20 protein-coding genes are annotated in these 23,729 nt (G+C 45.6%); 11 read left to right on the forward strand and 9 right to left on the reverse strand.

Features of this window, described 5'->3' with window-relative positions; all coding sequences use genetic code 11:
• On the reverse strand, positions 1-396 hold a 396-nt coding region (locus tag NT010_14090), incomplete at its 3' end, for an ABC transporter substrate-binding protein (GenBank protein ID MCX5807166.1).
• Between the two features lie 488 nt (positions 397-884).
• Here NT010_14090 and NT010_14095 point away from each other — a divergent pair.
• The 6 genes from NT010_14095 to NT010_14120 all read left to right on the forward strand — a co-directional run bounded on the left by NT010_14095 (position 885) and on the right by NT010_14120 (position 7,659).
• Positions 885-1,133 carry a ribbon-helix-helix protein, CopG family gene (locus NT010_14095; GenBank protein ID MCX5807167.1) on the forward strand — a complete coding sequence of 83 codons (249 nt, stop codon included), beginning with the start codon at positions 885-887 and terminating at the stop codon, positions 1,131-1,133.
• Positions 1,130-1,498 carry a type II toxin-antitoxin system PemK/MazF family toxin gene (locus tag NT010_14100; protein MCX5807168.1) on the forward strand — a complete coding sequence of 123 codons (369 nt, stop codon included), beginning with the start codon at positions 1,130-1,132 and terminating at the stop codon, positions 1,496-1,498. Before NT010_14095 ends, NT010_14100 begins: the two co-directional genes overlap by 4 nt.
• A gap of 525 nt (positions 1,499-2,023) precedes the next feature.
• The gene (locus NT010_14105; GenBank protein ID MCX5807169.1) at positions 2,024-6,148 is read left to right on the forward strand and encodes a PAS domain S-box protein; all 4,125 of its coding nucleotides are present in this window, start codon (positions 2,024-2,026) and stop codon (positions 6,146-6,148) included.
• Between the two features lie 29 nt (positions 6,149-6,177).
• Complete coding sequence (locus NT010_14110; protein MCX5807170.1) at positions 6,178-6,573, forward strand: response regulator; 396 nt, start codon at positions 6,178-6,180, stop codon at positions 6,571-6,573.
• A 16-nt stretch (positions 6,574-6,589) separates the two neighbouring features.
• The gene (locus NT010_14115; GenBank protein ID MCX5807171.1) at positions 6,590-7,519 is read left to right on the forward strand and encodes a diguanylate cyclase; all 930 of its coding nucleotides are present in this window, start codon (positions 6,590-6,592) and stop codon (positions 7,517-7,519) included.
• Positions 7,516-7,659, forward strand: a complete 144-nt coding sequence (locus NT010_14120) for a response regulator (protein ID MCX5807172.1) — start codon at positions 7,516-7,518, stop codon at positions 7,657-7,659. The genes NT010_14115 and NT010_14120 overlap by 4 nt, the downstream gene beginning before the upstream one ends.
• 697 nt (positions 7,660-8,356) lie before the next feature.
• Here the strand turns inward: NT010_14120 and NT010_14125 are convergent.
• Both NT010_14125 and NT010_14130 read right to left on the reverse strand, forming a co-directional pair.
• The gene (locus tag NT010_14125) at positions 8,357-8,932 is read right to left on the reverse strand and encodes a hypothetical protein (GenBank protein MCX5807173.1); all 576 of its coding nucleotides are present in this window, start codon (positions 8,930-8,932) and stop codon (positions 8,357-8,359) included.
• Between the two features lie 250 nt (positions 8,933-9,182).
• Entirely contained in the window at positions 9,183-9,449 is a 267-nt protein-coding gene (locus tag NT010_14130) for a DUF493 domain-containing protein (protein MCX5807174.1), read from the reverse strand.
• Positions 9,450-10,050: 601 nt separating this feature from the next.
• Between NT010_14130 and NT010_14135 the strand changes: the two genes are divergently transcribed.
• Positions 10,051-10,272 carry a hypothetical protein gene (locus NT010_14135; protein MCX5807175.1) on the forward strand — a complete coding sequence of 74 codons (222 nt, stop codon included), beginning with the start codon at positions 10,051-10,053 and terminating at the stop codon, positions 10,270-10,272.
• A gap of 481 nt (positions 10,273-10,753) precedes the next feature.
• Here the strand turns inward: NT010_14135 and NT010_14140 are convergent, their stop codons facing one another.
• Entirely contained in the window at positions 10,754-11,107 is a 354-nt protein-coding gene (locus tag NT010_14140) for a YkgJ family cysteine cluster protein (GenBank protein ID MCX5807176.1), read from the reverse strand.
• A 199-nt stretch (positions 11,108-11,306) separates the two neighbouring features.
• Here NT010_14140 and NT010_14145 point away from each other — a divergent pair, with 199 nt between their 5' ends.
• Entirely contained in the window at positions 11,307-11,984 is a 678-nt protein-coding gene (locus NT010_14145) for a carbohydrate-binding family 9-like protein (GenBank protein ID MCX5807177.1), read from the forward strand.
• A 149-nt stretch (positions 11,985-12,133) separates the two neighbouring features.
• Here NT010_14145 and NT010_14150 read toward each other — a convergent pair whose 3' ends face one another.
• Positions 12,134-13,192 (reverse strand): TRAP transporter substrate-binding protein, encoded by a 1,059-nt coding sequence (locus tag NT010_14150; GenBank protein MCX5807178.1) that lies wholly within the window; start codon positions 13,190-13,192, stop codon positions 12,134-12,136.
• A gap of 69 nt (positions 13,193-13,261) precedes the next feature.
• Positions 13,262-14,512: a hypothetical protein gene (locus NT010_14155; protein ID MCX5807179.1), complete on the reverse strand. Its 1,251-nt coding sequence runs from the start codon at positions 14,510-14,512 to the stop codon at positions 13,262-13,264.
• 738 nt (positions 14,513-15,250) lie between these two features.
• On the opposite strand from NT010_14155, the gene NT010_14160 reads away from it, so the two are divergent.
• A complete protein-coding gene (locus NT010_14160; protein MCX5807180.1) occupies positions 15,251-16,348 on the forward strand; it encodes an acyltransferase family protein in 1,098 nt (365 codons plus the stop codon).
• A gap of 13 nt (positions 16,349-16,361) precedes the next feature.
• On the opposite strand, the gene NT010_14165 is transcribed toward NT010_14160, so the two are convergent.
• From NT010_14165 to NT010_14175, 3 genes are read right to left on the reverse strand one after another with little or no spacing between them, the layout of a single operon-like run.
• Complete coding sequence (locus NT010_14165) at positions 16,362-16,853, reverse strand: PaaI family thioesterase (protein ID MCX5807181.1); 492 nt, start codon at positions 16,851-16,853, stop codon at positions 16,362-16,364.
• Positions 16,854-16,872: 19 nt separating this feature from the next.
• A complete protein-coding gene (locus tag NT010_14170; GenBank protein MCX5807182.1) occupies positions 16,873-17,391 on the reverse strand; it encodes a ferritin in 519 nt (172 codons plus the stop codon).
• Positions 17,392-17,411: 20 nt separating this feature from the next.
• On the reverse strand, positions 17,412-17,546 hold the full coding sequence (locus NT010_14175) for a rubredoxin (protein MCX5807183.1): 135 nt from the start codon (positions 17,544-17,546) through the stop codon (positions 17,412-17,414).
• Between the two features lie 285 nt (positions 17,547-17,831).
• Between NT010_14175 and NT010_14180 the strand changes: the two genes are divergently transcribed.
• Both NT010_14180 and NT010_14185 read left to right on the forward strand, forming a co-directional pair.
• The gene (locus NT010_14180) at positions 17,832-19,604 is read left to right on the forward strand and encodes an autotransporter assembly complex protein TamA (protein ID MCX5807184.1); all 1,773 of its coding nucleotides are present in this window, start codon (positions 17,832-17,834) and stop codon (positions 19,602-19,604) included.
• A complete protein-coding gene (locus tag NT010_14185; protein MCX5807185.1) occupies positions 19,601-23,647 on the forward strand; it encodes a translocation/assembly module TamB domain-containing protein in 4,047 nt (1,348 codons plus the stop codon). The genes NT010_14180 and NT010_14185 overlap by 4 nt, the downstream gene beginning before the upstream one ends.
• The last annotated feature ends 82 nt before the right edge of the window (positions 23,648-23,729 follow it).

The following is a 23,729-nucleotide window of genomic DNA, read 5'->3' on the forward strand; positions in this document are numbered from 1 at the left end:
CTTTTCGCTCTTGGCATAGGTACAGAAGAAGGGTATCTTCTCCTTCTTTGCGAAGTCTGATACGGCAAGGGCCGAGGCGCTGCTGATCGTGCCCATGAGGATATCCACTTTCTCATTCATGACCAGTTCTTTTGCCATGGACAGGGCCAGATTAGGCTGGAACTTCTCGTCCCTTGTGACGAATTCAATCTTCCTGCCGAGGACGCCCCCTTTCGCATTGATCGCATTGATCCCCATCCTGAAGCCGTCACGCATGTCTATGCCGAAAATGGCAGCTCCCCCTGAATATGTATCGACAATACCCACTTTGATCGTGTTGGCTGCAAAAGAGGTAGAACCGACCAACATAACTACCGCACATATAAAGATAAAAAATCTTACAATAAGTCCTTTCACGATCTCCTCCTATGTTTTTATTTGGAAACTTATTAATGCATCATATGCTTCCCGCAACTGACGACCAATGTGTGGCCGGTTATCGCGCTCGATTCATCTGAAGGAACAAAACAGTGGGGCTACAAAACAGTGGGGCCAGGTCTTGAAATATCAGTTTTTCAATTTTGTGGCCCCAGGGAGGTAGATATTTCCCCCGCCGAAAAGAGACCTTAAATGGCTGATTGATCCCCGTGATGCCGCCCCTTTTTTTCTTCAATTCTCCTCCAAACTTCATAGAAATGCAAGGAAATTTTTATCGGCGGAGGGATTTTTCAGCCAGGCGCGAAACCTTTTACGTTTTGCGTCCACTGTGGACGCAAACAGCGAACTCGCCATAAAGCCTTATCCTGCAATGTTTTTAGTTTGTCAGGTTTTAAAGCAAAATATATTTTCACCAAAGTTTTTTTAAAAATATTGACAATAGTATAAATTAGGGTAATACTTTTGGTATGAAAACTGCTATTTCTATACCCGATGATCTTTTCCGTCAGATTGATGATATTGCGAAGAAACAAAAGCGTTCAAGAAGCGATGTCTTTGCGGTTGCTACTAAAGAGTATCTGGAACGACTCAAATCAAAAAATGTCCTCGATTCATTGAACGAGGTCTATTCAATTGCTGAGGCACCGGATGATGCCGAAGCCAGAAAGAGAGCAGCAAGCCACTTCAAGAAGAATGTCCTGAAGGAGACTTATTGAGTTCTTCTGTCATACAGGGCGATTTGTTTTGGGTTGATTTCGGCGATCCTGGAGGTTCGGAGCCTGGATATAACCATCCCTGCGCTGTCATTCAGAACGATATATTCAATCAGAGTAAGATTAACACCGTTGTTGTCTGTCTCATAACCTCGAACCTACGCCTTGCAAAAGCGCCCGGCAATGTATATCTACAGAAGGGTGAAGGGAACTTGCCCAAAGACAGTGTTGTCAATATTTCTCAGATTATTACCATAGACAGGTCTTTTCTTAGGGATAAAATAGGAACCCTTTCACGATTGACAACGGAAAAAATCATAGATGGAGTAAAACTTCTTATAGAACCACGAGAACCATTGTACGATTAAGAGATGTGTATGATGGACTTAAGGAAACATCCTAAATTTTCTCCTGCCAAAAAGTAACCTTGTTTAGTTGATTTATCCCCCAGTTACCACCCTTTTTTCTTCCATTGTTTTGCCTTCGGCAAATTGAAACTTTACCTCCAAACCTCGGTAATTTTATCGGTGTAGGAATTTTTCATGCAGCCGCGAGACTTTTTCTGTTTTGCATCCACTGTGGATGCAAAACAGAAACTCCCCATCAAGCCTTACCCTGCATAGTTCTTCCTCTCACTTAATAAATTCAGTCCATAATTGAGCGTACTCATTTCAAGCGATAATGAATGGCATGAAAAGAGTTCTTCTTAAGCTAATTAGGGCACTGTGCGATAACAATAATTAAGAGTACGACCTTGTATCGGCTCTGCATATAATTAGCGGAGGCAAACATATACCTGAACATATGCTCGAAAGGCTGCATGTTTAATTTTTTCACATTCACAAAAATATCCTGGCATGTTTATGCGCTATTTATCACCATAGGGAGACCCGATGAGCGATCTATCAAGGACAACAAAATCGGAACTGATTAAAGAGATATCTGTCTTAAAGCAGAAAATTATGGAACTGGAGCTGTTAGAAACGGAGCACAGGTGTACCGGGGAGGCACTGCACCGTTCCGAGATAAAATTCCACACGCTCTATGATTCGATCAGCGATGCAGTAATGCTGATTAACGAGAAGGATTTTTTAGACTGTAATAAGGCAGCACTGGCAATCAGTGGCTGTGCAACCCGGGAAGAGTTTTGTTCGTTACACCCCGAGGATTTGTCCCCAACGGTCCAGCCTTGCGGCACGGACTCAATTACACTGAGTAAACGGCATATTGCCGCAGCGCTGGAAAAGGGCAGACATCAATTCGAATGGGTACACAAACGTGTTGACACCGGTGAATCTTTCCCGGCTGATGTGCTTCTCATCGCCATGGTGCTGGACGGTAAACAAGTTTTGCTGGCTGTTGCCCGCGATATCACAGACCGCAAGCGTGTTGAAGAAGCACTGTTGAATTCTGAACAGCACTTCAAGGACCTTTCAGAGGAATCTATTGCCGGTGTATACCTTCTTCAGGATGGTATATTTAAATATGCAAATTCTAAACTTGCCCAGATACTCGGATACGAATTGGATGAAATAATTGACAAATTAGCTGTAAAAGATGTTGTTTTTCCGGAAGACTGGCCTATTGTGGAAGAGAACATGCGCAAGAGGATATCCGGGGGACTGAAATCAATCCACTATGAATTCAGGGTAATCACAAAAAACAAAGAGATAAGAAACTCCGAAGTATTCAGCTCCCGAACCATGTACCGGGGAGAACCTGCGATTATAGGAACCCACCTGGACATTACCGACCGCAAACAAATGGAAGAAAAATTAAAGGAGAGCGAAAAAACTCTTCGGTCTCTAATCAACGCCACTGACGATGCCCTGCTGCTGATCGATACAAAGGGGACCATACTTGTGGCCAATGAAACATTGGCCAAGAGAATGGGTAAAGATTCTCAGGAGATTATCGGCATTGTACAGTATGATTTATTTCCTTCCGATGTTGCAGAACGCAGAAAAGAGAAATATGACCAGGTTGTCCATACAGGCAAGTCGGTCTATTTTGAGGATACGAGAAACGGGAGGGTTTACGAAACGTCAGCTTATCCAGTCTTTGATGATAGAGGTTGTGTGTCAAAAATAGCAATTTTTCCCAAAGATATCACCAACCGCAAACAGGCCGAGTCCAAACAAGAGGCTGCCCTTGAAGCATTGAAGAAACAGGAATCTTTGATCCGTGTTATTACTAATTCGGCCCAGGATGCAATATTGATGATGGATACTAAGGGCTGTATCTCCTTCTGGAATCCGGCGGCGGAACATATTTTCGGCTATACAGACGAGGAGGCAATCGGCAGCAATCTGCACCAGTTCCTTGCCCCAAGACGTTTTATGGAAGCACACCTCACAGCATTTGAAATGTTTAAAGATACAGGCCGCGGCAAGGCGATTGACAAGGTCATAGAGCTACAGGGCTGCCGGAAAAATGGAGAAGAATTTCCTATCGAGGTTTCACTTTCCTCAATTCAGCTTGAAGATGGCTGGCATGCCGTGGGAATTGTACGGGACATAACCGAGCGCAAGCAGGTGGAGGAGGAACTCCGGGAATCCCGCAGGAGATTGTCGGATATAATTGAGTTCCTACCTGATGCCACCCTGGTCATTGACAAGGAAGGCCGGGTAATTGCATGGAACAGGGCTCTTGAAGACATGACCGGCGTCAGGAAAGAAGATATGCTCGGCAAGGGCAACTATGAATATTCCATACCGTTCTATGGTGATAGAAGGCCAATCCTCGTTGATCTTGCCCTTCATCGGGATAGAGAAATGGAAAAACAATACACGACTATTCATCGGGTGGGCGAAATACTTTTCGGCGATGCATATACACCGAACATGCCCGGCGGTAATCTCTATCTCTCCGGTACAGCATCTGTTCTTCGTGATTCCAGAGGTGAGATTATCGCAGCCATAGAGTGCATCCGTGACAATACAGAACGCAGAAGAATGGCGGAGGCCCTACAGGAAACTAACATTAATCTGGAAAGAGCCATCGAACGTGCCAATGAAATGGCAATCCAGGCTCAGATGGCCAATAAGGCCAAGAGCGAGTTTCTGGCCAATATGAGCCATGAGATCCGTACTCCTATGAATGGGGTTATCGGTATGACCGGTCTGTTGTTGGACACAAAGCTCACTGACGAGCAGCAGCGCTTTGCCGAGATTGTACGGGCCAGTGCGGAATCTCTCCTCGGGCTCGTCAACGACATCCTCGATTTTTCCAAGATTGAGGCCGGGATGCTGGGCCTGGAAATCATTGATTTCGATCTTCTGAGCCTCATAGAAGATTTTGCTGCAACTATGGCAGTGCGTGCCCATGACAAAGGGCTGGAATTGCTATATGCCTTTACACCCCAGGTTCCTGTGCTTCTTCGCGGTGACCCGGGTCGCCTTCGCCAGATTCTCACCAACCTTGTGGGTAACGCAGTCAAGTTTACCCATACCGGAGAGGTGGTGATCCGTGTGATGGTGGAATCCGATATTGAAGATACGGTCGTTCTGCGTTTCTCTGTGCGTGATACAGGCATCGGCATCCCCAGGGACAAGATTGGCCTGCTATTTAACAAGTTTTCTCAGGCGGATACCTCGACAACACGAAAATACGGCGGCACCGGCCTGGGACTGGCCATTTCAAAACAACTGGCCGAACTGATGGGCGGTGAAATTGGCGTTGATAGTGAAGAGGACAAGGGATCTGAGTTCTGGTTTACCGTAAGCCTGGGTAAGCAGCCCGAGGGTATGCACACCGGCATACTCCCTTCTGCTGACCTGACCGGTATACGCATACTTATTGTGGATGATAATGCCACCAACCGGGAAATCCTGATGACACGCATGACCAACTGGGGCATGCGTCCTTTTGAATGTAAGGACGGGATCGAAGCACTCCAGGCACTCCGTCAGGCAGTATATGAGAATGACCCCTTTAGAATTACAATAATTGACATGCAGATGCCGGGAGTGGATGGTGAGTCCCTTGGCCGCTCTATCAAGGCAGACAATCGTCTGGCTGATATAAGGATGGTAATGTTGACCTCCCTTGGAATACGCGGCGATGCCTGCCGCTTCCAGAATGTCGGCTTTGCAGCATATCTTACTAAACCGGTGCGTTATCAGGAACTGAAGAATGTGTTGTCAATGATATTGTCAGACCGGGACTTAACCCGCAAGGAGTCTGAGCCCATCGTGACTCGCCACTCAACCTTTGATATGTTACCCCTCTTTACTGGCAATAAAGCACGGGTTCTGCTGGCTGAGGACAATATTACCAACCAGCATGTGGCTCTGGGTATTCTCAATAAATTAGGTTTGCGGGCTGATGCTGTGGCAAACGGCGCCGAGGTGCTCAAGGTGCTGGAGAGCATTCCTTATGACCTGATTCTAATGGATGTACAGATGCCTGTAATGGACGGAATGGAGGCAACCCGACAAATTCGCAATCCCCAATCCGCAGTACTTAATCATGCCATACCCATCATTGCCATGACCGCCCACGCCATGCAGGGCGATCGGGAGAAATGCCTTGAGGCCGGCATGGATGACTATGTGTCAAAACCTGTAACACCGCAGACTCTGGCTGAAAGGCTGGAAAAATGGCTGACGAAAGATCCGGGTAAAAGAGAGCGGATTAAATATGAACAAAGACCTGAAAAAACAAAGGAGCCTCAGACAGCCGAACCTATTATCTGGGATAAGGCTGGAATGCTGGAACGCCTGATGGATGACGAAGAACTTACAAAAAAAATTACGGATGGTTTCCTGACGGATATTCCGCAACAGATCCAGGCATTAAAAACGTTTCTGGAAGCCGGCAGTGTTTCAGATGTCGAACGTCAGGCTCATACCATCAAGGGTGCAGCAGCTAATATAGGCGGAGAACGATTGCGTGCAGTAGCCTTTGAAATGGAGAAAGAAGCCAGGGACGGGGATCTTACTGCTGTAAATATGTCCGTAGCTAATTTGGTAACACAGTTTGAACAGTTGAAGAAAGTGATGGTAAAGGAGTGCTAAAGCTATAAAACACATAAAGGGAGAACAAGATGAAGATACTGATTACTGAGGACGATTTTACCAGTCGCCTGCTCCTTCAGGAAATATTGAAATACTATGGGACCTCACATGTAGCTGTCAACGGCAAAGAGGCTGTTGAAGCCGTACGCATCGCAATAGAAACAGGCGAACCTTATAACCTTATCTGCCTGGACATCATGATGCCTGAAATGGATGGTCAGGAGGCGCTAAGCATAATACGGCAGATGGAAGCATCTGCCGGTCTTACAGATATAAACCGCGCCAAAATTATTATGACAACTACCCTTACAGACAAAGAAAACGTTATAAATGCGGCTAAAAATCAATGCGACATTTTTCTTGCCAAGCCCGTCCAGAAGGCAAGGCTGTTGGAAGAGTTGCGCAAGATGAGGTTGATTATATGATAAGGAAGATACTCTGATGCGCATCCTGATTGCCGAAGATGATTTTACATCCCGAAGTATGCTTGCGGCAGTGCTTAGGAAAAGCGGTTATGATGTGGTGGAAACTTCCAACGGCTCTGAAGCCTGGAGAGAGATGGAGAAGCCTGACGCTCCTCGAATTGCTGTTCTCGACTGGGTGATGCCTGAAATGGATGGACTGGAGGTTGTGCGCCGGGTACGCGCTTTGCAGACTGAGCAGTTATTCTACATCATCATACTGACCACTAAAGGCGAAAAGGCCGATATGATAGCCGGATTGGACGCAGGAGCCGATGACTACCTGGCTAAACCGTTTCATCCGGGTGAACTCCGTGCCAGAGTTGAAGTCGGACGTCGAATGATCGAGATGCAGGACAAACTCATAAAAAGCCGGGAAGCTTTGGCGCATGAAGCCACACATGATTACTTGACAGGGATTCTTAACCGCAGGGCTATTCTCGATCGCTTGAAAAAAGAACTCGCGCGTGCCGGACGCCATGGAGATGCACTGGCTATCGGGGTTTGTGATATAGACCATTTTAAAAAGATCAATGACACATATGGACACCAGACCGGTGATGATGTGCTGTGTGAGCTTTCTCAAATTATGAACGATTGTTCCAGGAATTATGATTCTGTGGGGCGCATAGGGGGAGAGGAATTTTTAATAATTATTCCTATGAAAGCAGGGACAGACCCTGTATCTGCCTTTAACAGATTGTGTATGGAGATTGCCGGAAGCATTATGAAAACAAGATCAGGTGATTTGTTTGTTACGGTTAGCATCGGTGTGGCCTGTGCGACAGCCGAAAGCCTGGTGGATGAGATATTGGGGGCAGCCGATGCTGCTCTTTATCAAGCGAAGGTTCAGGGACGCAACCGTGTTGTATATGCAGCCGGGAGAATTGTGGAGGAACAGCCGAAATGAGGATTCTTATTGCCGAAGATGATTTTACATCCCGAAGTATGCTTGCGGCAGTGCTTAGGAAAAGCGGTTATGATGTGGTGAAAACTTCCAACGGCTCTGAAGCCTTGAGAGAGATGGAAAACAGAGGGGACATCCTTTAAAAAGTAAATATTTTTCCCCCGCCAAAAGGAAATATCTTCTGTCATGCCGCCCTTTTTTTTCTTCCATTGTTTTGCCTTCGGCAAATTAAAACGTTGCCTCCAAACTTCATAAAAATGCAAGGTAATCTTTATCGGCGATATTATTTTTCATGCAAGCGGGAGATCTTTTTTGTTTGGTGTCCACAGTGGACACCAAACAAAAACTCCCCATAAAGCCTTATCCTGCCTTGTTCTATGTCCGGTAAGCCTTAAAACTGGTTTCTTGGAATTTCACCCAACATTCTTGACTTTAGGGTGGGATAGGGACAGATTTGGAAAATCTTTAAATTCTTCTAAACTGTTGCCGGTTCTTGATTTACAAATTCTCCGCCACAGTGTCGGAGAATTCACCTCCTACGGTATGAACGGGCGGTTTCCATCGAAAATTACCTCAGACAGAGAAAAAAGATATTGCCGGAAAACCTTTACTATTATTGCTTTGACCATATTCCACATGCCAAAAAAGCATAATCCTCCATCTCCTGGCCAAAATATTACTTTCAATCAATTGATTCCTCGAAGCTCTGCTTCGGGGTGACTATATTCCCTCGCCCCTTGAGGGAGAGGGCAGGGTGAGGGGGGATAATCATGTTCCCCATTCCTCTGATACATCGCAGCTTTGCTGCGGGGAGGTTCATTTCCGATATCTTTTCGTGTTTTAAAATTTAAAACCGAGTAACGGGTGGGTGGAATGTTCAACGCATTCCTTCATCCTCATGATGTAGTCAGGCCGTATTCCATCCATCCATTGCGGATAACCGCCAACCCATAAATATGTCAGAAGCTCCTGAAATCCGAGCTTATTGAAGGTGTAGTCACCTATCTTAATGGTCTGAGCAGTTGAGTCCACGACAACTTTTATCTTTGTCAATGGAGTGTATCGCTTAACAATATTTTCCACAAGCTCTCTGTTTGTATGGCCTTCCGGATGCTGCTTAAATTTCTCCGGTATGTAAGGAAAAGGAAAGTGTCCATAAACCTCTCCGATGAACCCGCATAGATCAACACCTGTTATTGCGCCCATCAGGTTGCCGATCCGGTTTTCTTCAAGGATATATACAACCCATTCCATTATGCAGGATTCATCAGGTGTCTGCGAGGCTATTTCCACAATGTAATCAGAGACATCACTGGCAAAGAAAAAGTAATTGTTCAGCAGTATCATATCTGTTTCAATATTAAAAAAACCGAAAGCTACATCGCCGTGGCTTAGCGATTTAAAAAGAAGCGGCATAATCTCTCACATTCTCCTGATCCGGGGAAAGTATAGGGGACATCCACAATATATTACCCCTTTTCATTTTATGTTGTTTAAAATCCCGTGTTATCAAAGCAGCCTTATTCTTCTCATACCAAGTCGCATTCAAATGCACATCGAGGCAGCGACGATGAGCCGACGCAGGCGTACACAAAAGTACGTCGAGGAGTGCGAGGAGGAGATAACAAAGATGTGCGATTGAAGGCGACTTGGTATCATCACCATATTATATTGTTATTAACACAGATTTGTGCTGACTTAGTTCCTGATAAATTGCAATTAACTGCTCCTGACTGTGGATTGTCAGTGTTGCTGTTATTGAGAGATATTTGCCGCCGGAACTGGTCCTGGTTTTGTAGAGTACAGTTTCACCTTCTGCGATATGTTTCTCAATGACCTCAACTACAGCAGCATAAAACTCATTTGTGTTTTCTCCCAATACCTTAAGCGGGTATGCGCAGGGAAACACAAGGGGGCTGCCAGTGTATTTCATAGGAGAGATTCCATGGCAGGGACGGCCTGGATCAAATCTCTATCTGTGATGCAGGAGGCCATATTGGACATTTTCCACCAAAAAGAAACCTTAATTGATCTATTGATCCCCGTAATACCGCCCCTTTTTTGCCCCTCGGATTTTAATATCCCACAGTTTGCCTCGGGGTGATTCATTGCCATTCTGCCGCAAAGTTTATAAAAATGCAAGCAAATTTTTATCAGTATCGGTGGAGGCAGAAAGAAACAATAACAACTTTGTTTTTAACATAATCGAGCGATTTTTTTATACAATTTTAATACTAATACAATTAAACGGGGAGATGACAATGAAAAAGACATGTTTTATCTTTTTGTTACTGTTTACCAATGCACTATGGCAAAGGGATTGGAACAAGGATGGATGCAGAGATGTTTGCCGAAAAACTCCAGGGGAAAATTGAGGTCATAATCCTAAAAGAGGAATAATCATAGATTAAGCGCCATGGTTGACTGTTCATTCCCAGGCCTTTGGCCGTATAGGGCGCTCTGCAAGGCTGAAAGAACCAATGGCACCTTCAAATTCTCTTGCATCCGGGAACAAAATAGTTTAAAATAAAACCATGGAATCTATTGAATTAAAAGCCAAAGGGATCGACAACAGCCAATTCCTCACCACTTACACAAAAAATATTGTGGAAATACTCAAAGATCCGAACCTGAGCGCAGAGGTTAAAGATGGACAGACCAGCAAAGACTTGTCTCAGTTACTTGAGTCGCTGGGCTACCATGTTGAAGCCAAGAAATTTGAGGGTGGTTGGACCGCGCTGAAAGCCGCGAAATGAATCACCCCGCCGCAAGCGGACGGGGTATCAAAGGCAAGAATATGGAACCATTTCTCAGCAAGCTTCGGGGTATTGACCCGGCGGGGCAATAAAGGAATTATTGAACGACACTCGTACCCGGGACTCATTCCCCGTCTCCAGCCACACAGGCGTACGATGTGGACATCCATAAGCTATAACTATATTTCCCCCTCCGAAAAGAAACCTTAATTGACCGATTGATCCTCGCTATTTACGCCCCTTTTTTCTTACCCCTCGAATTTTAAATCTCGTAATTTACCTCGGGGTTATTCATTGCCGTTTGTTTGCCTTCGGCAAATTGAAGCGCTGCCCGCAATCTTCATAAAGATGCAAGGATATTTTTATCGGCAGAGGCATTGTCTTGTACAGGCGCGAGACCTTAGTGACGGAAGCTGTCTTTATACCTGAGGTTATCCAAGATTCTTCCTTCCTGTCAATCGAGTATAAATCCGCAAAAAAACTACTCTTGCCGATAATAAAGCGGACACAGTTCGGATGAGCCGGGGATAAAATTGCGACAAATCATCGGGCGTGTCTCGTAAATTTCGCAGGAAAAAAATGAGACATCCCAATTAAGATAAAAACAGCTCGTCACGCTTGTTCCAAACTTATTAATGATCCGGTCACCCGCCCAGAATACGTTGTTGTCGTGAAGCCGGTCAAGAATATCATAGCGCTGCTCTTTTTCCCATCTCTGAATATCTTCAGGAGAGACGTAGGCGATCATGTCCACGTGACAGCAGGCGCCGCATCTACGGCATGTAATATCTCCATCTTTTTCACTTTTCATTAAAGACTCTAATTTTCTTTTCATTGTTTTGCCTTCGGCAAATTGAAGCGCTGCCCGCAATCTTCATAAAGATGCAAGGAAAAATTTATCGGCCAAAGCATGGAAATAATCTCAAAGCATGCTTCAGGGTGTGTACACGCGGGGCAATCAAGCTGCGCTTGCAGTTCGTTGTGTCTCCAAAGTTTGTTGTGACATAATATCAGATCTGGTATATTCCTTTCATATGAGCGACCACTGTCATGCCATTCCTAAAACTGATGTTCGTCCGGAGCTGCACGGACTCTGGAACGGACCGGTGTGGGGCGAAACCCCGTTTCTCGGTATCGGTTGCTTCAGACCCGAAGGCACCTCCCATTGGCCGCTTGTACGGTGCAAGATGCTCTATGATGACAGCCACCTCTACGGGCTTTTCCTTGTCCGGGACCGATATGTGCGGTGTATCCATACGGGTTTTCAGGCCCCAGTCTACGAGGACAGCTGTGTCGAGCTCTTTGTACAGCCTGTACCTGACAAAGGCTACTTCAATTTCGAGTTCAACTGCGGCGGTGCCTTGCTTGCTTCCTACGTGACAGACCCGACCAGGATCGACGGGCGAGTGGCGGAAGCTGTGCCGCTTTCCCCGGAAGAAGGCCGGCAGGTGGCGGTCTATAGTAGTCTTCCGTCCATTATCGAGCCTGAGATTGAGGATGAAGTCACATGGTCGCTGGAGTTTAGCATCCCCTTCGCCCTGCTGCAGAGCTATGCGGGGAGTATCGGAAGGGTGGAAGGGCGGCAGTGGCGGGGTAATCTGTACAAGTGCGGCAACAGGACCTCCCATCCGCACTGGGCATCGTGGGCACCCTTGAGCGACCGGAACTTCCATGCTCCGTGGGATTTCGGTGTGCTGCACTTCGCTCCGTAACATGATTAACAATTAGGGTTCAAATCTTTATTCCTGGCATTGGGGAAATCGGGACAGATTTGAAAAACCCGTCTCCCAAAGATTCACTTTGAACCAACGTCCCCCGGGTCCTAATGACAAAACCCGGGGGATTCGCCGATATGTCTCATCTAAAATGGTGCTTTCACCCCTTTCCGCTTTTCCTCTGCTTTCCAATATTCGATCCGCTCCCTGATAAAGCTGAACCATCCGTCAACATCAGCAGCCTTGAACCCTTTGGATACCATCTCTTTTTTGTAACTGCCCATCATAGGTTCCACAGCCTTTATCCATTTTCCTGCTTCTGCCTCGGACAGAGATATCAATTGGCCGTTTTCCTTTTTAAAGGCATCGAGCCCCTCAATGTCCATTTCATTCCACAGGCGCGCCTGGGCATCCTGCGTTTCTGCAGCGACCTCCATAAAGATTTTTTGAATGTCAGGAGGCAGGGAGTTCCACTTGGCTTTGTTTATCACAAAGTAAAAGGTGTAACCGGTACCGAGCCGCCACGATGCGGTGACGTTTCTGACGACCTCAGCGAACTTCCAGTATCTTAGCGTGGAAAGGTCCACCATGATTCCGTCGATCACAGCCCTTCTGAGAGACTCATAAACATCGGGCATCTCAAGGGGTATCGGAACAGCTCCTAACGCCTTCACGACGTCGGCAGTTTCGCCTGTTGCCCTCAGCTTAAGACCCTTCATATCTTCAAGGGTCTTCACGGGTTTGCTGATGGTCTGGACGATTAAAGGTCCCGAAGTATTAATATAGAGGACCTGGACAGAATCCCATTCAGCGGGCTTGAATTTTGAGTAAAAGTCTTGGCTTACCTTGGATGCCACATACCCGCTTGGGAATCCAAGTGGTTGAGCGAAGACCTCCATCACGGGAAAACGGCCGCGGGTGTATGAAATATGAGAAACTCCCATATCTGTAATGCCCGTCACTACGCCGTTGAACATCTTCACCGGTGAAAGAAGGGTGCCGCCGGGGTAGTACATGATTTGGACCCTGCCGTCTGTGCGCTTTTTGATCTCGTCACAAAACTTTGCGGTAAGAATGGACATCTTGTGAGTAACCGGAAGATAGTTGGCAGCCTTGAGCTTTATAACATCTGCTCCTCTGACCGGAGAACCGAGAACAAGTGCTAAGGCAACCACCATAAGTAAAACCATAATGCCTTTCTTCATTTAATACCTCCTTTGTACCAGAATTTGTAAACAAACAACATTCAGCGAACATCCTGGATCGGAAACCCGTCAATAAACGCCGTATTCCTTTGTGAACTCGAACATTGCTTTTATATTCTCCGGCTTTGCGTCGTCGAATCCTGCCGCCGAGTCCATGATATATCCTCCGTCCTTCCCGACAATATCGATCAACTTCTTACAGTGGGCTTTTACGTCTTCCGGCGTGCCGGTAGCAAGCAGAGACAGCGGCATGTTTCCACGGATACACACCTGAGTGCCGAGCACTTCCTTTGCCTTGATGATGTCCGTTGACTCAAAGGCGTAGATCATCTTTGCAGGGGGTACATCCTTGATGATGTCCAGCCGGGAAGTACAGTTTCCTTCCCACAAAACACATGGAGTCAGGTTTTTGCTGATAAGAGCCACCAGAAGATCCCGGAAGGTCGGCCAGAAAAATCTTTTGAACTGCTCTTGAGACATGAAACCATCCAATCCTTTGTGAATAGGTATGAATATCCTGGGATTTCCGGACACCCGTGATGCGTTCTCGGCCATTTCAAGCATGATAGGAAGCAGCTTTTCGCATGCCTTGATGACTTTATCCGGTCTTCTGTACATGTCAAGCATAGAGCCTTTCGTACCCCGGAAGTAGTCGCCCAGAGTATCAAAAGGTGCCTGAGTGAAGCCGCCGTATTGCATGGGAAAGCCTGCCTCCCGTGATTTTTCCACGAAAAGCCTGGAGTAGTATCCAACCTGCAGAGACTTCTCGCCTGCTTTTTTGAGAGCTTCCAGGGCTTCCACTACTTCCGGAGAGATAAATGCGCCGAAACCAAAAGGCGTACCCATGGCGTATGTGATGATGCCCCTGAGGGGAGGGAGCTTTTCAAAACCCTTAAGTGCTCCGAATATGCGGGGCCAATATGTCCTTACCATGAAATCAGTGGGATCGGCGAGGAAGGCATCATACTCGTCGGCCATCATATACTCATCATCCACAAACTGGTAGCTCACGTCCGCTGCAACACCGTGTCCCGGCCATCTTAACTGTTTGAAATCAAGTGTTTCGAGAAGGGGCCCAAGAAAACGAAGGGCAAAGGGATTATTGTCCATATCCGGCTCGAATTCCGTTAGGGTCTTCCATTGCGCCTTCCACAATTTTTCAGGATCATACATGACCTCTTCCAGAGTCATTCCGGAGTATTTGGCCGGAAAAAAACTGAAGTGTGCAAGAACCGGCACTCTGTCCGGTTTTTTCAGGGCTACAGCATCCAAAACACGCTGTTCACGTTCCTTGTAAAGTTCCTCTGTTGTCTTACCCATAATTATGGCTCCTGATTTAATATTTTTTCTCAGGGAGGATGAGGGGAACGTCCATAAAATTATAAATATCTTGCCCCTCGGGTTTTAATATCCCGAAAATTTACCCCGGTGTGATTCATTGCAATTTGTTTGCCTTTATCAAATTGAAACTTTACTTCCAAACATTTTAGAAATGCAAGGAAATTATTATCGGCGATGGTGGTATTTTTTATACAGGCGCGAAACCCTTTTCTATTTTGCGCCAAATAATCGGTGGAAATTGGACACACAATCTTCCATACAAAAAGTATTGCAAAATAAGGAAAATCACCGTATAAAAGAAAATCCCGGCAGGGGGCTGCGAACGGGGGGTATTTTGTCAGGTCCATGAATGTTTTAGTTAGTTTCACGTCCGGAAAGGGTCCTTTTCCGCCCCGGCAGTGTCAATCTGCGGTCTTGCTTGTGCGACGTACATGTTGTACGTCTCCGCGCAATCCCTTGAGTTCCTTGCCGGAACGAAAAAAACTTCCTTTCCGACCCGGAAACCGATAGTTTTACATCCGGGGTTTCCGGATGGTAACTAGTTATACTAATTTGGTTTCATGCATAGAACGAGGCGACGACGACGAGCCGACGTAGGCGTACTACCAGTACTTCGAGGAGCGCGAAGAGGAGGCAACGAAGTTATATGATTGAAGGCGAATTTGTATTAGTAAAGGGGCGCAGATCATCAAGACAAAAGCAAATAGACTTTATTATATCGACAATTTAAGAATATACATGACGTTTTCTGTGGTGCTTCACCATGCGGCGGTCATTTACGGAGTTCCGGGCGGGTGGTACTATGCGGAATATGCCGATGACAACCTGTCCCAGATATTTTTAACCATCCTCACCTTTCTTGGCAGGGCGTTTGTTATCCAGTTTTTCTTTTTTATAGCCGCTTTTTTCACACCTGCTTCGTATGATCGAAAAGGACCGCTTAGCTTTATGAAGGACAGGATGATCAAGCTCGGTATACCTCTTGTTGTGTATTCTTACTTTATCGGTCCTGCTATCACATATCTCGTTAATTACAACACCCTTTCTGCAGAGTACTCTTTCCTCGAAAATATCTATGATTTTAAAAATGTAGCACCTGCAGCCCTCTGGTTTGCAGAGGTTCTTATCATCTTTTCTTTCTTCTACATTCTGTGGCGTTTATTTACAAAGTTCTTTTCGCCGGACCACGGGAGCAGTGGTACTTTTCCTGCCAATGTCACGATCTTGTTTTTGGCGATCATTATAGGGCTTATCACCTTTCTGGCCCGGATATATTATCCTGCTACTTATAAGGTTTTTCATCTGAGGCCCGGCAACTATCCGCCGTATATCGCCATGTTTATACTCGGGATCGTAACCTATCGCCGGAAATGGCTGGCCTGCATAAATCATGATGTTTACAGATTCTGGATAAAAGTATTGGCCTTCTCATTCCTTCTTTTTGTCGGATTTATAGTCTGTGACGGCATACTGAATAAACATGCTGTACTCTACAGAGGAGGGCCGACCTGGCAGGGGCTTTTCGGCGCTCTCTGGGAAAATATTACCTGTGTAGGAGCTATTATATGCTGCATATATCTTGGCAACAAGTATGACAATCACCAGGGAAGGCTTTTCGGGGTATTGTCGAAAGATGCCTTTGCAGTCTACGTCTTTCATGCGCCCGTTGTGGTTGCTTTTACTTATTTTATGAAGGATATGCCGCTCTATCCCTTGCTTAAATTTGTCATTGTCTTTGCTGCTGCAACGCCTTTTACATTTGCATTATGTCATTACTGTATCATGAAAATTCCCTTTGCAAAGCGCATTCTGTAATTGGCAAAGCACGTCATATGTGTGTGGGCATATTGGTAAAAATATCTCTTATTTCCGGAGCGACATTCGTAAAATCGAGATCATCTATCATATCATGCAATTCAATGTCTTTTGCGAGTTTAAAGACAGCCATTCCCTTAGCTGCTGCCTTGCCGGCATCATCTTCAATTATGCATGAAACCCAGAAGGTATTGTGTCCTTGTTTCAGCAGCTTTCCCTTTGCTGTATAATGTTTATCGCAAATGACCGGCTGCAGGAGTTCAACCTCCATTTTCCTGGTCATAGACGCCTTCCTCGTTTCAACAGCAATAGTCCACCACATAAGTTCGTCAAGTATCCCTGCTACGATGCCTCCGTGCGCAATCCCATTGAACCCCTGGAATCTTCTCTCAAGCGTAAAGTCGCATATTACAGTACTTTCCTGATACCGCAATATAAGCTTTACACCTGTCGGCTCCTCTTTGCTGCAGAAAAAACATTTTCTGTACCCCGGAAGTTTATTCATCTGTTCTCCATTAATATTGTTACTTTAGCCTCACTTCCGACAGATAAAGATGGTCTGTCTCGACCTCTACCAAAGCCTCGAATATCTGTTTTATCCGTGCATTGTCCGCTTCTTCAGCAGCTTTTTTGTAAAATGCGATTGCCCTTGTTTCACGTTCATGGGATTCCTGTAAATTTTTCGGATTTTCTATGAAACAGGTTTCGTTTCCTGCAGGCACAGCAGGAAGCTTCAGTATCTTTTTCCAGATAGCGGCATGCTCTGCCTCTATTTTAGATAACGCCTTGAAGAGAAGCTTCCCTTCTTCATTATCAGTTTTACCTGCTGCGCAGGAGTAAAAGGACGAATTGCTTACTTCAACTTTCAGGGCATATTCTGCGTTAGCCCTGTCCTTATCGCTTAAAGCAACATCAAAACTTACCTTTGCTTCCTTTGCTTCCAATATGTAAGACAGATGGGCGCCGCAAAAGGGGCAGTTTGCCGGCGGATTATCCCCGATATAAGGATCTCCGCAAATTATACATCTCCACAGTTTTACCATAATCTTACCTCCTTTTATTATTAAGCAGATTTTTCAAAAGCGCTCTTGGGTGCATTACAAATAGGACAGTGCCAATCCTCCGGCAATTCTTCAAAGGGTACCTTCTCAACTTTTTCGTCATATTGAAAACCGCATACAGAACATGTCCAGACCATATTTCCCTCCTTTTTTAAATATTTGTCGGTTCTTTTTTGCTGCAATTCAAATTCTTATGCAGCCTTAGTGACTATTCTAATATTTTCAGACAAAGTTTGCACTGAAAAATCACATTTTGTTTTACCTGTTCATTATGTATACTATGTCTCAGTGCATAAAGCGGGAGACATATATACAAGCAATATCAATAGAATCAGTCGGGGCTGTTCAACAGTCTTTTGCATGATAAGCGGCTTTTTTCTGCTATACTTTCCCGCAATAAGAAAGGATGTACGGAAAAAACAATGTTTTTAAGGTTGATATATGGTTTTATCATGTTTTTTTGCCTTTTAACCGTCTTGTATGCTGCAGAAGAGTCGGTGCAGATTGAAGAGTCGGTTAAGGTTGTTGTAGAGGGGCTAACCGGTATAGAGCGTTCGAACGTGGAAACAGCGCTTGCCCGGCCGTCGGGACTTGTCAATAAAGGAGTAGTGGATACGAGGTGGCTGGGACGCTTCAACCAGGAAATTCCCCAAAAGGTGAAAAATAGCCTTGAGCCTTTTGGGTATTATAAGGCACAAGTGTCAACAACCCTCGAAAAAGCAGATAGCGGAATATACCTTTTACATGTAGATGTAAAGAAAGGTGAGCCTGTCTGTCTTACGGAGGTGCAGGTAAGTGCGGATGGCCCTGGTGCCGAAGAAAAGGATCTCATTGAGCTTATCAAAAAATATCCGCTTCATAAAGGTGATGTGCTGCGTCAGGATATATATGAACGCGCAAAAAACGAATTACAGAATAAAATGGTGGATCTCGGTTATCTTGATGCATCATTTTCAATACATAAAATAAATATTTCCTTACACAGCCTGGAAGCACAGATTAATATTTTACTTCAGACAGGACCCAGATATAGATTCGGGGATGTTACCTTTTCAGGTGCCATACCTTATCCGGAAAGTTTTTTAAGGCGCTATCTTCAAATCAAGAGCGGCGAGGTATTTTTATATGAGAAGATAGCCGGTACGCAGGCTAATCTGACAAATTCAGACCGCTTCAGAGAAGTTATTATTAATGCTAAAAAAGAAAAAGCTGTTGATTACTGTGTGCCAATCGAGATTGTGCTTGTTCCTTCGTTGCCGAAACGTTTTAAAATAGGTGCCGGTTACGGCACTGATACAGGACCCCGTGGATCAATGTATTACCGGGATGTGAACATTGCCGGCAGGGGACATGAATTGCTTGCGGAACTAACTGTCAGTCCTGCTTTGCAAGGGATAGCGACGCGCTACACAATACCGGGGCAAAAGGATACAGATGCCCTCACATCCTTCAAGATAGCTGCTCAGGCAGAAGATACTCAGAGCTATACCATCAATTTGGCAACAGCAGAGGTTGAACGTGCCAGGAGCTTTGGTGCAGGAAGGGTCGGATCTCTTTTCATGCAGATTCAAAAGGAATATTCCGAAGCAGGTAATGAGAGGACTAACTCGTTTCTTATTATGCCAGGAATGCGGTTTTCCGAACGACGTTTTAATAAATTGGTACGGCCGGAGAAGGGATTCCATTATCAGATGGAATTGAAAGGAACCACTAAGGAGATAGGTTCCGATGTTGGATTTATGCAGGTCGTATCAAAAGGGGAGTTGCTTATTCCTCTCCCGAAAGGATTTTCAATTTTGACAAGGGTACAGGCCGGTGCAACCTGGCAGGGGGACACTGCAGGGAATCTGCCTATTGCACTTCGCTTTTTTGCCGGAGGCGACAACAGTATCCGTGGTTATAAATACCAGTCCTTAGGACCAAAGGGCGATAACGGAGAGGTGATTGGCGGAAAGCATATTCTTATTGGAAATATCGAGTTGGAACGTGCCATAAGTACAAACTGGGGGATTGCCGCTTTTTACGATGTTGGTAATTCCTTTAATAATTTTTCAAATATTGTCCCGGCCCAGGGTGCAGGAATGGGCTGCCGTTATTATACGCCGGTGGGACCGGTAAGATTGGATCTTGCCCGTCAGATCGGTATTGTAAATCCCGGCTACAGAATACATTTTTCAATTGGACTTGAATTATGAAGCGACGGATCATGATATGGTTGTCTGCTGTGTTCTTTATCCTTGTCGTGGCAGGCGTAATCTTCTGGGGTATGTACACTAACCATGGAGCCCGCTGGGTACTGGAAGGTGTACTCCGTTCCTTGCCTGTAAAAATTCAAATTGAAAAGATTGCAGGTTCTCTGGCGGGCGGCTTAAAGATTGAAGGCATTAAGGCAGAAACGAAAAAATGGAAGATCGGAATTGACAGTATAGATCTTTCATGTCAGCCCCTGTATATTGTTACGGGAAGCATGGCTGTAAAAAATTTTGTTGTTCAGGGGATCTCTTTTGATGACAAATATCCGAACATAAGAACGCCTCTTGACCTTACATGGCCAAAGCCTCCCCGCTTTCTTTCATATTTCAACGGATGGGTAAAATCTTTTGAGATAAACGGACTTGTTTATCGAAGTGGGGATAGGGAATTCAATATCATAAACAGGCTTACTACGAAAATTACCTGGTTTTTCGGGACGCTTGCTGCTGATAACCTGAAAATGGAATCGCCCATTGGAAAAACTGAAGGAGATATGAAGACAGGTTTTGCCGGGCCAACATTCTCCGCTTCACTCAAGATGACGCTTGAGAAGAAAATTCCCGGTATAGAAAGCCTTGTGCTTACCATGAAATTGAAAGAAGCCCATAAACCGGAACAAATGGCAGGGCCTTTTCAGATTGTTGCTTTATCCGGTAACAAGGAGAATCTGAAGACTGCAGGCAGGCTTGGTGTGAGACGGAATGATTTAAGCATTTCCGAACTTATAACGAACCAGCAGGGGCGTAAAGGAAAATTGCTTGCCGAAGGAGGGATAGATTTTTCTTCAGGCGTGCCGCTTATGAACCTTCACATCAATGTTTCAGACTTTAACCTCTCAAGGGAAGCGAACTACCCCGCGGCAAGCCACGGGGCAATAAAGGTTGACACCTCGCTATCGGGTGCAATTGAATTGAAAAGTGATTTTGTAAATTATTCAGGTAGTTACAGCTTGAAGAATAATGTGTCTTCATGGAAGGCAGCACACATTAAGGGTGCATTTGAAATGAATCTTGAGGGAATGAAGTCCCTGACCGTTGACAGCAGTCTTTTAAACGGGACGATTACAGGTCAGGTAAAAGCTTCATGGGTTAATGACATTATTTTGTCGGGCTCTTTCCAGGCAAGAGGGCTTAACCCTGCCGGAATCACATCTGCATGGCAGGGGCAGATTAATATGAATTTAGAAGGTGGAATTCGATGGTCAAAGTCAGTAGCCCAGGAAGGTATTATCAAGGTTGATATTTTAAATAGTATGCTTCGCAACAAAGCTCTTACTGGCAATATGGATGCAAGATGGCATCAGGGTATGTTTAATCTTGTACGATTTGCGCTGCATGGAAATGGTTTTGATCTGTCAGCATCAGGCGCCCTTGAAGATAAAATAAATTATCTTGTACGGATAAGTGATCTTTCCGGTTTAATACCCGGATCGGAAGGTCGTTTAACTGCCGAGGGATGGACAAGGCAACATAAAGGACAACTTGCCGGTATTTTGAAAGCCGGGGGAAGCGACATCTCAGCCTTCGGGGCAAAAATGGGCTCGGTTAATGTGGAAGCGCTGCTCAATAACAACGGAGGAGACTCGCTTAAGGGAAAAGCGAAGATCCGAAGTCTTGCCTATGGTGCTTTGAAGGCGGGCTCCCTCGATATGACAGTGCAAGGTGCTGTCCCGGCTCACAATATCATGGTGACAATTGCCGCCCAGGAAGGCAAAGTACAGGCTTCTTTAAATGGCGGCTACGCAAAGGGAGTATGGCAGGGCACAATTATGCAGATGAACTGTAGTGATACCAGTTTCGGGTCTGTTAAACTCCTGGAGCCTGCTGCAATGAAGATATCATCTGATCATTTTACTTTAAGCAGGCTGTCACTAATCGGCAGTTCAAATGAAAGGCTAGAGGCAGATGCGGATCTTGCTTTTCACCCCATCCTTGGTTATGCGAAAATTAAGTGGCAGGATTTGAATGTTGCCAGGGTAAACTTTATCCTTGCAGGGACTTCTGTTGCAGGACATACATCAGGTTTTTTTGATGCTCAATGGTCCGGCAATAACATCATGAAGGTGTCCGCTTCGGTCAGAGCGGATGATACAATAATAAACGGGCCTGTAAGTGTCCGCATGACAAGAGGAGATGCGAAATTCAACTGGAATGAAAAAGGGCTTATAGCCTCATGGGATATTAAAACGGGAGATGCCGGCAGGGTGGAAGGCCAGGTCCTGTCAAAACGGCCGGCGTTTATAGGAATACCTGAAGCAGGCCAGTTTGAGACTACCTGGGAAACTCTGAATGTTGATATGATAAAATCCTGGATTCACCCGGCCCTTGACCTTAAAGGTTATATGAACGGCAAGCTCAAAGGACGTTTCTTACCGGGGAGGCACTTCGAAGTCTCCGGTAAAACAAAGCTATCCCAGGGGAGTCTTGCCTGGAAAAGCGAGGAAGGACTTATCACGGCAAAGGCTGAAAAGGCAGACATGGATATGGAATGGGATGAAACAGCACTGAAAGGCAATCTTTCACTTTTGCTGTTAAACCGCGGTTATCTGAAGGCTGGGTTCCGATTTCCAATACCTGCATGTTTTCCTGTCAGCGTTGAACCTCAGGGACAGGTAAAACTTATTGCCAGCGGGGAGGTACAGGAAAATGGTCTCCTTACCGCCATATTCCCGGGGCTGATTGGTGAAAGTCAGGGTCAATTGACCTTTGATCTTACTGCAGGAGGTACCTGGAAAGTACCGGATCTCCAGGGCAATATAAGTCTTGCCAATGCCTCGGCATACCTTTATCCGGCAGGCATAAGGTTGAAGGACATAAAAGTTGAGGCACAGTTAAAAGAAAATTGTGTGAATATCAGTTCATTCGGGCTGCATTCCGGTAACGGAAGTATGCAGGGTAATGCAATGGTGTGGGTGAATGATTGGAGGATAATGCGCTACGAGGGGAAGATTAATGGCGGGAACCTCCAAACAGTTTATTTGCCGGAGCTTCAGGTATTGACTAATCCTGATCTGAGCTTTAAAGGTGATATGCAAAATTTTGTTTTAAGGGGTTCAGTTATGGTCCCGGAGGCGTTGATTCAACGCACGGTGCATGAGGGGCTTATTACTTCAAGCCCCGATGTGGTTATCGTGGACCTTCCGGAAAAACAAAAAAAGCCTTTACGCATGGGTTTTGATATGCAGGTAAATGTTATCCTTGGCAACAAAGTTATGATCAATATTGAAGGACTAAATGCGCGCCTGGAAGGTAAGGTGTTTCTGACAGCACAAAACCTTGAGAAGGTTGCTGCCAGTGGACAGATACAGGTTGCAAAAGGACAATACGACAGACACGGTATTTCGCTCGGAATTACGAGGGGCCGTATCGTTTTTACGGGCGGGCCTGCTGAATTTGCCAACCTGGACATCCTGGCTGTACGTAAGATACGTGATGTGCGCAGGCTCAACGATGTACAGGCAGGTGTGTCAATAACCGGAACGCCACGTTTGCCGCTTGTAAAGCTATACTCTGAGCCGGCAATGCCGGATATGGATATTCTTTCATATATAGTGCTGGGCAAGTCCATGGAGACAGGTACTGACAGCAATCAGGCAGGACTGTTATTGCAGGCTGCAGGTACTATGCTTGCCAAGGATCAGTCATCTGCCCTGCAGAGTCAGGTGATGAAATTTGCCGGACTTGATACATTTGATGTTCAGACAGGCAGCAGCAAAACGAGCAGCAGCCAGATAAGCAGCATTCAACCGAGAGGAATTGCCGGTCAATCAAACAGCACTACCGGAGACAGCAGTGTTTCCAGTTCAATAGTTACAGTCGGTAAGTATCTGTCGCCGGAACTTTATATTGCTTTCGGGCGTTCACTCTTTACGGGTGATTATCTTGCAACTGCCAGATATTCCTTCCTCAGGAATTGGGAGGTGGAAGGCAGCAGGAAGGGGACCGACAGCGGCGTCGATCTTTTTTACAGGGTTGAGTTTAAATAATAGATTATTGACCAGATGATTTTCAAATGGATAAGCCCTTTGTTGTTCCGGGAAAATAGCCCTTCTATTACAGGTAGCACAA

It is taken from the genome of Pseudomonadota bacterium, assembly GCA_026388275.1.
GTDB lineage: Bacteria > Desulfobacterota > Syntrophorhabdia > Syntrophorhabdales > Syntrophorhabdaceae > JAPLKB01.

What these genes read in the sequence shown, in the direction of transcription:
- NT010_14095 (MCX5807167.1), top strand. Translation starts at nt 885, where the DNA reads ATGAAAACTGCTATTTCTATACCCGATGATCTTTTCCGTCAGATTGAT.
- NT010_14105 (MCX5807169.1), top strand. Translation starts at nt 2,024, where the DNA reads ATGAGCGATCTATCAAGGACAACAAAATCGGAACTGATTAAAGAGATA.
- NT010_14110 (MCX5807170.1), top strand. Translation starts at nt 6,178, where the DNA reads ATGAAGATACTGATTACTGAGGACGATTTTACCAGTCGCCTGCTCCTT.
- NT010_14115 (MCX5807171.1), top strand. Translation starts at nt 6,590, where the DNA reads ATGCGCATCCTGATTGCCGAAGATGATTTTACATCCCGAAGTATGCTT.
- NT010_14120 (MCX5807172.1), top strand. Translation starts at nt 7,516, where the DNA reads ATGAGGATTCTTATTGCCGAAGATGATTTTACATCCCGAAGTATGCTT.
- NT010_14125 (MCX5807173.1), bottom strand. Translation starts at nt 8,932, where the DNA reads ATGCCGCTTCTTTTTAAATCGCTAAGCCACGGCGATGTAGCTTTCGGT.
- NT010_14130 (MCX5807174.1), bottom strand. Translation starts at nt 9,449, where the DNA reads ATGAAATACACTGGCAGCCCCCTTGTGTTTCCCTGCGCATACCCGCTT.
- NT010_14135 (MCX5807175.1), top strand. Translation starts at nt 10,051, where the DNA reads ATGGAATCTATTGAATTAAAAGCCAAAGGGATCGACAACAGCCAATTC.
- NT010_14140 (MCX5807176.1), bottom strand. Translation starts at nt 11,107, where the DNA reads ATGAAAAGAAAATTAGAGTCTTTAATGAAAAGTGAAAAAGATGGAGAT.
- NT010_14145 (MCX5807177.1), top strand. Translation starts at nt 11,307, where the DNA reads ATGAGCGACCACTGTCATGCCATTCCTAAAACTGATGTTCGTCCGGAG.
- NT010_14150 (MCX5807178.1), bottom strand. Translation starts at nt 13,192, where the DNA reads ATGAAGAAAGGCATTATGGTTTTACTTATGGTGGTTGCCTTAGCACTT.
- NT010_14155 (MCX5807179.1), bottom strand. Translation starts at nt 14,512, where the DNA reads ATGGGTAAGACAACAGAGGAACTTTACAAGGAACGTGAACAGCGTGTT.
- NT010_14165 (MCX5807181.1), bottom strand. Translation starts at nt 16,853, where the DNA reads ATGAATAAACTTCCGGGGTACAGAAAATGTTTTTTCTGCAGCAAAGAG.
- NT010_14170 (MCX5807182.1), bottom strand. Translation starts at nt 17,391, where the DNA reads ATGGTAAAACTGTGGAGATGTATAATTTGCGGAGATCCTTATATCGGG.
- NT010_14175 (MCX5807183.1), bottom strand. Translation starts at nt 17,546, where the DNA reads ATGGTCTGGACATGTTCTGTATGCGGTTTTCAATATGACGAAAAAGTT.
- NT010_14180 (MCX5807184.1), top strand. Translation starts at nt 17,832, where the DNA reads ATGTTTTTAAGGTTGATATATGGTTTTATCATGTTTTTTTGCCTTTTA.
- NT010_14185 (MCX5807185.1), top strand. Translation starts at nt 19,601, where the DNA reads ATGAAGCGACGGATCATGATATGGTTGTCTGCTGTGTTCTTTATCCTT.